Annotated in this window: 9 protein-coding genes; 3 read left to right on the top strand and 6 right to left on the bottom strand. The window is 48.0% G+C overall.

Annotation, left to right across the window (positions count from 1 at the left end; translation table 11 throughout):
- Nucleotides 1-29: 29 nt before the first annotated feature.
- Nucleotides 30-1181 (bottom strand): DNA methyltransferase, encoded by a 1152-nt coding sequence (locus LEP1GSC061_RS05965; RefSeq protein WP_016544830.1) that lies wholly within the window; start codon nt 1179-1181, stop codon nt 30-32.
- Between the two features lie 200 nt (nt 1182-1381).
- On the opposite strand from LEP1GSC061_RS05965, the gene LEP1GSC061_RS05960 reads away from it, so the two are divergent.
- The 3 genes from LEP1GSC061_RS05960 to LEP1GSC061_RS05950 all read left to right on the top strand — a co-directional run bounded on the left by LEP1GSC061_RS05960 (nt 1382) and on the right by LEP1GSC061_RS05950 (nt 4981).
- Nucleotides 1382-1894 (top strand): hypothetical protein, encoded by a 513-nt coding sequence (locus LEP1GSC061_RS05960; protein ID WP_016544685.1) that lies wholly within the window; start codon nt 1382-1384, stop codon nt 1892-1894.
- A gap of 16 nt (nt 1895-1910) precedes the next feature.
- On the top strand, nt 1911-2744 hold the full coding sequence (locus LEP1GSC061_RS05955; RefSeq protein WP_232218371.1) for a penicillin-binding transpeptidase domain-containing protein: 834 nt from the start codon (nt 1911-1913) through the stop codon (nt 2742-2744).
- 62 nt (nt 2745-2806) lie between these two features.
- Complete coding sequence (locus LEP1GSC061_RS05950; RefSeq protein ID WP_016544550.1) at nt 2807-4981, top strand: cation:proton antiporter domain-containing protein; 2175 nt, start codon at nt 2807-2809, stop codon at nt 4979-4981.
- Between the two features lie 9 nt (nt 4982-4990).
- Here LEP1GSC061_RS05950 and LEP1GSC061_RS05945 read toward each other — a convergent pair whose 3' ends face one another.
- Genes LEP1GSC061_RS05945 through kdpA form a run of 5 tightly spaced genes read right to left on the bottom strand, consistent with a single transcriptional unit; the run spans nt 4991 to nt 12696 of the window.
- Complete coding sequence (locus tag LEP1GSC061_RS05945) at nt 4991-5677, bottom strand: response regulator (RefSeq protein WP_016544423.1); 687 nt, start codon at nt 5675-5677, stop codon at nt 4991-4993.
- The gene (locus LEP1GSC061_RS05940) at nt 5670-8309 is read right to left on the bottom strand and encodes a sensor histidine kinase (RefSeq protein ID WP_232218370.1); all 2640 of its coding nucleotides are present in this window, start codon (nt 8307-8309) and stop codon (nt 5670-5672) included. The genes LEP1GSC061_RS05945 and LEP1GSC061_RS05940 overlap by 8 nt, the downstream gene beginning before the upstream one ends.
- Before the next feature lie 53 nt (nt 8310-8362).
- On the bottom strand, nt 8363-8914 hold the full coding sequence (kdpC, locus tag LEP1GSC061_RS05935) for a potassium-transporting ATPase subunit KdpC (RefSeq protein WP_016544628.1): 552 nt from the start codon (nt 8912-8914) through the stop codon (nt 8363-8365).
- Nucleotides 8911-11004, bottom strand: a complete 2094-nt coding sequence (kdpB, locus tag LEP1GSC061_RS05930; protein WP_016544918.1) for a potassium-transporting ATPase subunit KdpB — start codon at nt 11002-11004, stop codon at nt 8911-8913. Before kdpB ends, kdpC begins: the two co-directional genes overlap by 4 nt.
- 12 nt (nt 11005-11016) lie before the next feature.
- On the bottom strand, nt 11017-12696 hold the full coding sequence (gene kdpA / locus LEP1GSC061_RS05925; protein ID WP_016544780.1) for a potassium-transporting ATPase subunit KdpA: 1680 nt from the start codon (nt 12694-12696) through the stop codon (nt 11017-11019).

Raw genomic sequence — 12696 nt, 5'->3', positions numbered from 1 at the left:
TTTCGGTGGAACGATTTCGGTCTCTCGGCCTATTTCAAATTCCGGAAAACCACGCAACGATTGGAATTCGTGCCTTTTTCATTATTGGAAACATTCCAACAATTAGCGAGCTTAGTGAATTTCTGGTCGTTGATATAGGTGTTTTCCCAAACCAGACCGCTATTCTCCGCGCATCGAATCACGTATTCGTCCAGATTGAAGACCGTCTTTCCCTTGCGAACCTCTCCGACTTCCATGACCACCACTCCTCCGGGACGAACGACTCGGGACAATTCGTTCAAAGTGGATTGGATGAATTCGCACCATCCCGCGATGGTCGCAAATATGCTGGGCTTCTGATCTTTCTCCAATTGGATATCCAAGAACCAATAGCGGAGCCAATTGTCTTCCTCATAATTGACCTTGTCCAGGAAGGGAGGACTGGTGACCACCAGGTCCACCGAGTCGTCCTCTAAACCGAATAAATCCATAGAGGAATGATTGGTGTATACGTTTCGAGAAGAGAATTCGTGGTAAAATGGAGGTAGTACCTCCTTCAAGTCCCTTCTCATCTTCTGTAAAATGCGGGGACGGGTCTCGCGGTAATCCGGAACGATTCCCTTTCTCTCGTTATTCTTCTTCTGAGCTAGGGGAGGAATGGAAATCTGAGGAAAACTATACACGGAAAAGAATCCGTTGCTATGCCCGTGCAATCTGGACAATGCTGTGAGACCGATATAGCGAAGCTCCGGAGAATCCTCTTCCGCCAATATTCTTCTCAGGTTCTTAAGTTCCTTGAGAGTATCCTTATGAAAGAAATGCAATAGGTCCTCATCGGACTTTTCCTCCGGGACTTTCCGGGAGACGTCCAGAGAAGATAGGCATTTTTCCAATTTCTCCAAACTAGGAACCGTTTGTCTGGACTTTGCCAGATACAGAGACATGGGACTGATATCGTTATGGATTGCGGCATAACCTTCCAGGTTGGCCTGGACCGCTGTGGTACCCCTTCCACCGAAAGGATCGAACACTACTCCCTTTCTCTTTTCCAGATATTTTCCTATGAAAAAGGAAGGAAGTTCCGGTTTAAAGGAAGCGCGATAACTTACCACATAATGCAACGGATGAGACTGTCTTTGTTTGGAGGTCCAAAATTCCCCGGTGAGTATCTTTCTTTCTTTTTTACGAACTGCGCCGCTCATCCTTCCCGCCTGTTTGCTTTTTCTTTATTTTCGGTTGGTTGCCTCTTTTTCCCTTGGAGGATTTCCGAATCGCGGCGGGACATAAAATGAGGAACTGGGAAGTAGGCCAGAAAGACTTGTCCGGAGAGGAGAGGAGAAAATCTTAGCTAAAGAATCGGGAAGTAAATCCTCCGATCCTAAAAAGAGAGAAGCTTAGGAAAATGAATCCGACGATCCAAGAGACCGATTTGTACCGAGAATTTTTGAAGGAAAAAAAATCCAATCGAAGATGGGAACTTGCCGGCTATATCCTAGGATACGGAGCATACGCAATTATCTTATATATCGTGTTCGCCCTTAAAAGGGAGAATCCTCAACTCTCCGCACTATTCTTCTACGGCTTACTCACTCGCTCTTCCAGTCTTCTCATAGGTAGATTCTTTTTGGTTCCGAAGATTTTCTTGGGTCTGCTTTCCTCAGACGAAAAGACTGCGATCTCTTCTTGGGAAACCATCCAGAATCATAAGGAAGAAATCGTAGGAAGACTCGCGAGAAATATCTTCGGATGGAACGACGCAAGCGGGCTTTTCTCCATGGACAGATCCGCACTCACCGAATTTATACGGGAGCACACCAAAATAGATTGGAGAAAGGCGGGGATCTATTATCTGTATTTTTACGTTCCTATTTCCCTATTCCTGATCTATCTCACGATCGCAGCATGGTATGCTTAGGAACACTTTCATTTTTTTGCATATTCTCTTCCTGATCTCCTGTTCTTCCGGAGCGGGAATCGAATCTCCGGGTATGCGGACCTCCGAAATATCCGGAAGCGACAAAAAAGTCTGCATCCTACTCGCCGATCTGGAAGAGGGAATCCTCTTCAAGGCAGGCTCGAATTCTTGCAGGGAAACTTCTCCGGTAATGTATGCTTTCCAGCCTGTTTTGGCCTTGGCGGCGTTGGAGACAGGAACCTGGAAAGACCCCCAAGGATCCTATCCTTGGGACAAAACCAAGTATCCTTATATCCGATGGCAGAAGGACCAAAATCTTAAGTCTTCTCTGGATCATTCCGTAGTTTGGTATTTTCAGAAAATCTGGAACGATACGGGAGCTTTGAAGCTCAAAACCTGGCTTTCCAAAGTAGGACTTCCTACGGACCTCCCCTCCGATCCGAATCGGGCCTTCTGGATGGACGGGGGATATGTTTGGACGCCTGAGGAATTCTTCTCCTTCTTATGGAAATTCTTCTCAAAGGATCTGGAGATACGACCCAAGAATAGAAGCGCCGTACTGGAAGGTTTATCTCGAAATCCGGGAGAAATTCGAAATCCCAGCGGGATCCATTTCATCCGCGGCCCCTGGGGAAACGCAAAGGAATTCTATTCCGATTCGGGAACCGGTTACGGAGCGGGAAGAAGCGTTTCTTGGTATTGGTTTCTTTGGAAAAAGGAAAGAAAGACCTTCCTATTTCTATCTAAGGTTGAGAGCGCATCCGAGACTCTCCCTCCTTTGGAGGCTGCGGAGTTCGGAACGAATTATCTGAGAGAAAACGGACTCTGGGAAAAATATTTCTCCGATTAATTTTCGAAGATTCTTCTTTTCTCCTTAGTCTATCTTTTACATTATGGAATTCGAACAGTAGAATGAAACGAAACGCTGTCTTCTACCTTCTTCTTATCCTAGTCTTCTTCGCCTGTTTTTTTCTCGTAGTCAAACAAGGCCAAATTCTCGAAAACGCAAAGCCGGGTGTTAGAATCTCCGATTCCATTCTTCCCGGTTCCGATTCCTCTTGGGACGGATGGGAAACTTGGAAAAATGCGGGTAAGAAATTACTGGCCGGATTTCATGAGCCTCTTCCATTGCTGCTTCTACAGATCGGAATTGTGATCGTCGCGACTCGAATCTTCGGAAAACTTGCGGTCACAATCCGCCAACCCTTCGTTGTGGGAGAAATTCTTGCGGGCATTCTGCTCGGGCCCTCCCTAATCGGCACTTTGTTTCCGGAGACCTACCAATTCCTATTTCCCAAGGCCTCCCTCTCCTCTTTACAATTATTGAGCCAGATCGGCCTAGTCTTCTTCATGTTCGTAGTGGGAATGGAATTGGATCTAAAGGTTCTTAGAAACCAAGCGGATTCCGCAATTCTGATCTCTCATGCGAGCATCCTAGCTCCTTTTCTATTAGGAGGAGTTCTGGCAATTTCACTCTATCCTAATTTAGCGCCTTCCGGAGTCAGCTTTCTCGCCTTTTCCCTGTTTATGGGTATCGGAATGAGCATCACCGCATTTCCGGTTCTTGCGAGAATCGTTCAGGAACGAGGTCTAACCAAGACGAAATTAGGAGGCCTCGCCCTTACCTGCGCCGCTTCTGACGATCTAACCGCGTGGTGTCTTTTAGCGGTGGTGATCGCGCTCGTGCATGCCGGAGGACTTCTTCCTGGACTACTCACCATTCTTCTCGCATTAGTTTATGTTCTTATAATGTGGAAATTGGTCCAACCAGCCATGCATAGGGCGGGAAGAATCTTCACGAACAGGGAGGCGTTCACTAAGACCGCGGTGGCATTCTTCCTACTCTTTCCGGTCGCTTCCGCATGGATTACCGAATCCATAGGAATCCACGCTTTATTCGGAGCCTTCCTGGCCGGAGTGGTGATGCCTGATAAACCCAAACTCAGGACATTACTCGCGGAGAAAGTGGAGGATTTGAGTACTGCGATTTTTCTTCCTCTATTCTTCGCGTTAACCGGAATCAGAACCCAAATCGGACTCCTAAACGAAGGAAATCTATGGTCCGAATTCGCCTTTGTTCTTTCCGTCGCCATCATAGGTAAATTCGCGGGAAGCGCATTCGCCGCCAAAATCTCCGGCAAGTCTTGGAAGGATTCCCTTTCCTTAGGAGCCCTCATGAATACGAGAGGCCTCATGGAATTGATCGTCCTAAATATAGGCTACGATATAGGAATCCTTTCCTCCCAAGTTTTTTCCATGATGGTGCTTATGGCGCTCGTCACCACTTATATGACCGGCCCCACTCTCAATCTGATCGATCGGATCTTTGCATCGGACGATTCCCAAAAGGAAGAAGGTATACTTTTGGCGTTTGCACTTCATTCCAGAGGGATAGACCTTCTTCGTTTGGCATCGGGACTCTTTCATAACGGAACCAAGAAAAAATCCGTGACTGCTTTGCACCTCACACCCGACTCATGGATTTCCGGAAAGACCGCACAGAAATACGAAAAGACGAGCTTCGAGCCCTTGTTCAAACTTTCCAGGGAACTGGGGCTGAAGTTGAAAACTTTATATAAACCTTCGGATAACGTTACCCGGGACATCTTAAAAACCATCCAGTCAGGAAATTATAATATGTTTCTGACGGGCGGCGCGAGATCCCTTTTTAGTGACGACGTCTTGGGAGGTAAGATCCGCACGTTATTATCCGAATCCACCGGCAACGCAGGAATTCTGGTCTCGGAGAAATTGGGAGAATTGGACCGGATAATCCTCGCAATGTATTCCGACAAGGACGCAAAACTATTATCTCTTTCGCAATCCCTGGCTAAAAATCTAGGCGCCAAAATTTCCGTATGGGATCCGAGAGGAAGAGTGCCGCATCTTTCCTCAAAAGAGAGAAATATATTAAAAAAAGAGAAAATACCGATTCTAAGAGGCCAGGATCCCCATATACTCTCGGAGGCGGATCTCATCCTTTGCGATCTGGAAACCTGGGAAGAGGAACCGGATCTCAGAAATTGGGAACTCTCGGAAGGTTCCGGACTTTTTCTCATCCGCTTCGACGAATCCAAAGGATTGTGAATTCGAACTTTAGTCCTCTTTTAAAAAATAACCCACACCCGGTTCCGTGATCAGAATCTCCGGCTTTGCGGGATTCGTTTCTATTTTCTTACGTATCTGATTCACGTATACTCTTAGATATCCTGGATCACTGAACTGATCCGGCCCCCAGAGTTCCTTCAGGATCTGTGCCTGAGTCACGATCTTTCCGGGATAAGATGCTAACAATTTCAGAAAAGAATATTCCGTAGGAGTCAGACGGATTTCCTCTCCGTTCTTAATTACTTTGCGAGTGGAGAAATCCATTTCCAGAGGACCAAGCCTTACTCTTACGTCCGTCTTTTCCGGAGTAGAATGGCGTAACATCACCCGAATCCTAGCCAGCAACTCCCCCACTCCGAAAGGCTTGGAAAGATAATCGTCCGCGCCGGCGTCCAAAAGTCGGATCTTATCCTTTTCCGAATTCTTCACGCTGAGTACGAGAATCGGTATCTTGGAACCTGATTCCCTGAGCTGTGAGAGAAATTCCTCTCCGCCCTTTCCGGGTAGTCCCAAATCCAATAAAACCGCGTCCGGACGAACAACATAAATTTTTTCTAATGCGTCCTCGGCCGATATGGCCTCCTCGACCTTATAACCTTCTTCTTCGCACGCCATGCGCAAAAGGCGTCGGATTTGGACCTCGTCGTCTATGATCAGTAATACTGGATTAGACAATTTCCTGCTCCAGAGGAGGGAAGGTCAAAACCGGAAGTCGAATGGAAAAACGCACTCCTCCTTCCGGCAGATTCTCCGCCCAGATCTTTCCGCCCTGGGATTCCACGAGTCCCTTGCAGATGGAAAGCCCGAGCCCCGTCCCGGAAGCGGTCGCGTCCCCTTTTGTGAACTTCTCGAAGATCTTCGATTCCTGGCCTTTTGGAATTCCCACACCGTTATCCTCCACCACCAGTAGGAGATGATCTTTGGGAACGGTGGCCCTCACTCTAACTTCCGCTTTCGAGCCCGCATGTTGGAAAGAATTTTGGATGAGATGAATAAGTACCTGGGTCATAAGCCTTCGATCCATTCTTACTAAGGGCATATTCTCATCCGTTTGCCTAGAAAGAATATGATCTCCTTTCTCCTCTTCCGTCTCTCGGATCGCATCCTCTATCAGATCGGTCGGATCCTCCCACTGCAGATCCAATTTCAATCTCCCAGATTCCAGTCTGGACATATCGAGTAGATCGGATACCAATCGATCCAATTTTCTATATGCGGTTCTGATCTCGGAGAATAGCGTCACCTTCTTCTCTTCGTCTTTAGAAAATTCCAGAAGATCCAGGGAGCCTCGGATCACCGTCAAAGGAGTTCTGAAATCATGACTCACGGAATTAAATAATGCAGAATAGAATCTTTCCGATTCTTCCGCCATGCGAGCGGATTCCCGAACCCCCAGGAGCTGCACTCTTTCCAAAGACAAGGAGACTTGATTCAGCATAGAATGGAGTAAGGCATCCTCCTCTAAATCGAATGCTTCCTTTCCATCCCGATCCAAGCCGAATACTCCGAAACAACTTCCCGAAGCTATCAGGGGCAGATAAATCCCTTGGGATAGAGGAACCGTATCCGTAAACTTTCCGGAAGGTTTACGATTCTGGAATGTCCATCCAGCCAGAGCCATTTCTCTCTGATCCGGAAGGAATTCGCTTTTAGCGTGGGGACTCCTTCCTAAGAATCCCTCTTCGTCGACGAGAACCAAAAGCACCTTGGATCCGAAGACGGGACCGATCTTGTCGATCGCTATGGAAGCAATTTCGTCCAATGTTCCGGCGTTCGAAAGTGCGACGGAAAGTCCGTATAAGGAGGATAAGGCTTCCTCCCCTTTTCTAAGCGCACTTTCCCTATCTCTGAGTTTAGTGGTCAAGGCTCCTAATACGACCGCGAGAAGGAAATAGGTTCCGAACATCATCCAATCTTCCAACTTCTCGATATAAAAAGTGAACCTAGGAGGAATGAACAAAAAATTCCAGAAAATTGCGCTCAACGAGGAAGTGACCAATACCGGTCCCCTACCCACGAACAAGGACAAGAACATGATAAAAAATAAATATACTAATCCTATGGACCAGTATCCGGTAAAAATATCCAGAAAAAGATTAAAGGAAGTAAGAGCTAAAAGCGAGAGGAAAGAGAAAAAGTACTGTGTCGGTCCGGAGCGCGGTCCGTTCCAAAATCGATTCCTTCCTTTCTTAGCCTCTTCTTGGATAATACCCGGCGCAAGGATGATCTGAAAATCTCCGGATTCCCGACTGAGCTTATCCACGATAGAACCGCCCCGAAGGAACCAACTCCATCGAGTTCTTCGGCTTTTTCCAACGACCACGTGCGTCGCCTTGGTTCTATCCGCCGCCCTCAGGATTCCTCTGACGGAATCCCTCTCCACTATATTTACGATTTCTCCTCCGAGTTCCCGGGCCAACTGAAGATTCTCTCCCAGGATTTTTCTCTCATCTTCGGATAATTGTTTTCCCTCGTCCACATAGACCACTACCCAGGGAGTCTTCCATCCGAAGGCGATCCGCTTCGCATAACGTATAAGATCAGCCCCGTTTTTAGAGGCGGTTACGGCGACTAAAATCTTTTCGGCAAGTTTGGAATCCTTGGTAGGTTCCAAACGGTCCAGTTCTCGGTCCACTAATTTGGAGGTATAACTTAAGGAAAGCTCGCGAAGAGCGGTTAGATTCGAAATCTTAAAGAAAGAGTGCAAGGCTTGGGGAACCTTGTCTTCCGGATAGATTTTTCCCTCCTTCAATCTCTTTACTAGATCGTCGGGAACCAGATCCACCAGTTCCACTTCGTCGGCGAGTTCCAATATCGAATCAGGAACCCTCTCTAGTACCGGCGCCTTGGAGATTTCCTCCACGATCCCGGCACGACTTTCCAAATGCTGTACGTTCAAGGTGGAATAAACATGAATCCCGTTCTCTAAAATCTCCAGTACGTCCTGGTAACGCTTAGGATGGCGGGAACCGGGAATATTGGTATGAGCGAGTTCGTCCACAAGAACCAGATCGGGCCTTCTCTCCAGAACCGCGTCCAAATCCATCTCCTCGAATTCCAGATCCTTGTATCGGATCTTCCTACGAGGAATCGCGGGAATCCCTTCCGCTTGCGCTTCGGTTTCTTTTCTATTATGAGTTTCTAAATAACCTATAACGACGTCTCTTCCGTCCGTCTTTGCCTTTTGGGCGTCTCGGAGCATTTCGAAGGTCTTGCCTACGCCTGCGGCCATCCCGAAAAAGATCTTCAGTCTTCCTTTGCTTTTTCTCCCGTTTTCGATCCTAGAGAGCAGCTTATCGGGATCCAAACGATCCTCTTCCGAACTTCCCACAGCTTAAACGACCCGGCCCTTCCTATTCTTCAAATACTCCCGCGAAAATCCAGCTTAAGATTCAACTTGAGAACGTTTATTTTTCTAGGACCGAAAATTCCCCACTGCGGCCCTTCTATCGATTCTTGGACCGTTCTTTCCAATTCATCTATCCCTATCTCTCTCGCTTTTGCCACGATAGGTATCTGATAACGGACGGCTTCCGGACTTAGATGAGGATCCAATCCGCTCCCGGAAGAGTGGAGAAGTTCCGTAGGAACATTTTCCCCTCCGCCTCTTGAGAGCCACTCCGACCTTCTTTCCTGGACGGTTTTTTCCAGACTTTTATTGGAGGGTCCCAGATTCGATCCGGAGCCGGAATCACTCCTGTATTCGGAGGCGGAAGGACGAGAGCGAAAATATTTAGAAGAATCGAATTTCTGGGCGAGCAACTCGGATCCTAAAACCGAATCTCCTTTTCGCAGGAGAGAACCGGAGCTCTCTTTCGCAAAAGCGATCCTCGCGGTTCCGAATACCAAAATCGGATATAAAATCCCGCAAAGAAAAGTCCATAGAATCAAATGTCGTAATCCCCGAATCATACCAAAACTCCTTTTGCCAAATTCAATAGAATGTCTATCAGCTTGATTCCGAAAAAGGGAAGAATAAGTCCTCCGAAACCGTAGATGAAGACGTTTCTCGCCAAAACTGAATCCGCCCCCATAGGCCTGTATTCCACGCCTTTCAAAGCCAATGGAACGAGAAGAACCAAAATGAGCGCGTTAAAAATCACCGCACTCAAGATGGCGGATTCGGGACTTCCGAATCCGAGTATATTCAAAATCGATAATGCCCCTTTTCCGAAGATAGGATACAATCCCGCGAACATAGCGGGAAGAATCACGAAATATTTGGAGACGTCGTTCGCGATACTGAATGTGGTGAGAGACCCTCGGGTCATTAGAAGTTGTTTTCCTATCTCCACGATCTCGATGAGCTTAGTCGGATTACTATCCAAATCGATCATATTTCCCGCTTCTCTCGCGGTTTGCGTCCCGGTATTCATGGCTACTCCCACGTCTGCCTGAGCCAGTGCGGGAGCATCGTTCGTTCCGTCTCCTATCATCGCGACGAGCTTTCCTCCCGACTGTTCCTCCCGGATACGTTTCAATTTGGTTTCCGGAGTGGCCTCCGCGATGAAATCATCCACTCCCGCTTCGGCAGCGATGGCAGCGGCGGTTAAAGGATTATCGCCCGTGATCATTACCGTTCGGATTCCCATCTGCCTCAGTCTCGCAAATCTCTCACGGATTCCGCCTTTTACTATATCCTTTAGATGAACCACTCCCAGAATTTCACGTCCTTCAGTTACGACTAACGGAGTCCCCCCTTCCCTTCCGATTTCTTCTACGACTCCCAATACCTCATCCGGAAATTCCCCACCTAGACCTTGGATATAATTCCGAATCGATTCCATGGCTCCTTTTCGGATCGGGAGTCGCACTACTCCTTCTTTATTGGTCTCGAAGTCCACCCCGCTCATTTTAGTCTTTGCGGTGAAAGGTACGAATTTTCCGCCCAGATCCGATAAGCTCCTACCTCTCAGACCGAATCTTTCCTTGGCCAATACTACGATCGATCTTCCTTCCGGAGTTTCGTCGGAGAGAGAGGCAAGCTGAGCCGCATCCGCAAGCTTTTGCTCCGTCACTCCGGATACGGGAATAAAACGGGTCGCCATCCTGTTTCCGAGGGTGATGGTCCCGGTCTTATCCAAAAGAAGAACGTCTATATCTCCCGCCGCCTCGATGGCTCTCCCCGACTTTGCGATCACGTTCCTTCTCATCAATCTATCCATACCGCTGATCCCGATCGCGGACAATAAACCTCCGATCGTTGTAGGGATCAGACAAACCAAAAGACCGACTAACGCGGAGAAGGACCCGGCCAGCCCGAGGCTCCCGCCTCCCTCGTTACGGCTATATAGAACTGCGGGGACCAAAGAAGCGACGGCAACGATAAAAACCAAAGAAAGTGCCGACAGTAAAATGGACAAAGCGATCTCATTCGGCGTTTTTTGTCTCGAGGCTCCTTCCACTAGAGAGATCATTTTATCTAAGAAGGTTTTTCCAGGATCCGTGGTAATCTGAATTACGATTCGGTCGCTCAAGACCTTCGTTCCTCCGGTCACAGCGGAACGGTCCCCTCCCGACTCCCGGATCACCGGCGCGGATTCTCCCGTAATTGCGGATTCGTCCACGGACGCTATCCCTTCTATCACCTCTCCGTCCCCTGGTATCAATTCTCCCGCCTGGCAAACTACTTTGTCTCCGGCTCTTAGATCGGCGGAAGGAATTATTACGATGGAATTTCCGACCATCTTATTCGCCTGGGCTTCCCTTCTAGTCTTACGTAAGGACTCCGCCCTGGCCTTGCCTCTGCCCTCCGCTAATGCTTCCGCAAAATTCGCGAAAAGAACGGTCACCCAAAGCCAAAAACAAATCTGTAAAGAAAAAGCGTCGAATTTAGATTCATAAAATAAATCGAATATACTCACTATCCCGCCCAGGTAGACGATGAACATTACAGGATTCTTCCATTGCGAACGTGGATCCAACTTGCGAATAGAATCCAAAATCGCCTTACCTACGAACTTAGGATCCTGGAAAAAAGAAGCGTTCTTATTTTTCTTCATAAAATGAGTTCCTTAAAATCGAATTCCTTGTTCCAAGAGGATATGCTCCGTTCCGGGCCCCAATAATAGAAAGGGGAGAAAAGTCAAGGCTCCGACCAACACCAAAATGGAAAGAAGTAGAAACACGAACATGGGGCTTTCCGTGGAGAATGTACCTTCTCCCTTGGGAGCGACCTTCTTGCCCGAAAGAGAAGCTCCGAGCCCCAACGCGGGGAGAATCACGGCAAATCTTCCGACTAACATACATGCGGAAATCGAAATATTATAAAATACGGTATTCACGTTCAGGCCTCCGAACGCGGACCCGTTGTTTCCCGCACCGGAAGCGAACGCGTATAAAATTTCCGTAAGTCCGTGAGGGCCCAGATTCGAGCGGGAAGCGAGAGCCTCCTGGTAGCCGAGCGCGATCGCGGTAAAAACCAAGATACTCAGACCGGGAGCGAGGATTCCCAAAAGGGCAAACTTAACCTCCCTTGCCTCTATTTTTTTACCGAAATATTCGGGGGTCCTTCCCACCATGAGTCCTGCAATAAATACGGTGAGAAGCACATAGAATAACATTCCGATGAGTCCCACTCCAACTCCTCCGAAAACCACCTCGCCCAAGAGTATATTCCAAAGCGCGGCTCCTCCAGCAAGAGGAGACAAACTATCATGCATGGCGTTCACCGATCCGTTAGACGCCGCCGTCGTCGCCATTCCCCATAAGATACTTTGCGCAGTTCCGAATCGAAGTTCCTTCCCTTCCCAATGCCCGGAGAAATTGCCTTCAAAATATAAAGCCAATGACAGGCCTATGAAGAATAGTATCGTCATTCCCAAAAAGATGGAAAGACCGGACTTCCAGGACCTCACCCATCTACCGTAGGCGAAAGGCATAGAGGCGGGTAAAAGAAGAATCAGCAGACATTCCACCCAGTTGGAAAACGAGGTCGGATTTTCGAAAGGATGAGCGGAATTGGTCCCGAAGAACCCTCCTCCGTTCGTTCCTAATTGTTTGATCGCTACTTGCGAAGCGGCAGGTCCCAAAGGAATCTTAGTAGGAACTCCATCCAGTCCGACGGAATTTACATAGGGAGAAAAATCCATGACCACTCCTTGGGACACAAGTACCAAGGCCGCTATCACGGAAAGCGGTATTAGAATATAAAGAATCGACCGAGTCAGATCGGTATAAAAATTTCCTAAGCCGCGATTCTCTCCCGGCCTAGACGCGATTCCTCGGACCATCGCGACGAGAACCGCGATCCCTACTCCCGCACTTACGAAATTTTGAACGCCCAATAAAAGCATCTGACTTGTATAGGATAAGGAGACCTCCCCCGAATAGGCCTGCCAATTCGTATTGGTTACGAAGCTGACTGCGGTATTCCATGCCAGATCCCAGGGAAGATCCGCTTTTCCTTCTGGATTTCCGGGAAGGAGTCCCTGGAATCGTAGGCCGAGGGTCACGATCGCGAGACAGAGAAGATTGAAGATTAGAACATCTATTATATATTCCTTAAGATCGGAATCCTTTCTTTCGTCCGTTCCGGCAATTCTATGGACCAGATTTTCCAACCTGCGCATAGGCCGAATAAATCGAGGGATATCCCCTTCCATGACTCTCGCCAAATAGATACCCAACCAAGGGGAAACGAGAAATAAAGCCGCGAAGAATAGGAAGTAAAAAATGGCGTCGTTTCCGTTCAT

It is taken from the genome of Leptospira wolffii serovar Khorat str. Khorat-H2 (assembly GCF_000306115.2).
GTDB classification, from domain to species: Bacteria; Spirochaetota; Leptospiria; order Leptospirales; family Leptospiraceae; genus Leptospira_B; species Leptospira_B wolffii.
Note: the sequence above shows the minus strand (reverse complement) of the source record. Positions and strands in the feature narration are given on the sequence as shown.

Bases quoted from the DNA above. Each gene is read 5' to 3' on its own strand.
- LEP1GSC061_RS05965 (WP_016544830.1), bottom strand. From the start codon at position 1,181: ATGAGCGGCGCAGTTCGTAAAAAAGAAAGAAAGATACTCACCGGGGAA.
- LEP1GSC061_RS05960 (WP_016544685.1), top strand. From the start codon at position 1,382: ATGAATCCGACGATCCAAGAGACCGATTTGTACCGAGAATTTTTGAAG.
- LEP1GSC061_RS05950 (WP_016544550.1), top strand. From the start codon at position 2,807: ATGAAACGAAACGCTGTCTTCTACCTTCTTCTTATCCTAGTCTTCTTC.
- kdpC (WP_016544628.1), bottom strand. From the start codon at position 8,914: ATGATTCGGGGATTACGACATTTGATTCTATGGACTTTTCTTTGCGGG.
- kdpB (WP_016544918.1), bottom strand. From the start codon at position 11,004: ATGAAGAAAAATAAGAACGCTTCTTTTTTCCAGGATCCTAAGTTCGTA.
- kdpA (WP_016544780.1), bottom strand. From the start codon at position 12,696: ATGAACGGAAACGACGCCATTTTTTACTTCCTATTCTTCGCGGCTTTA.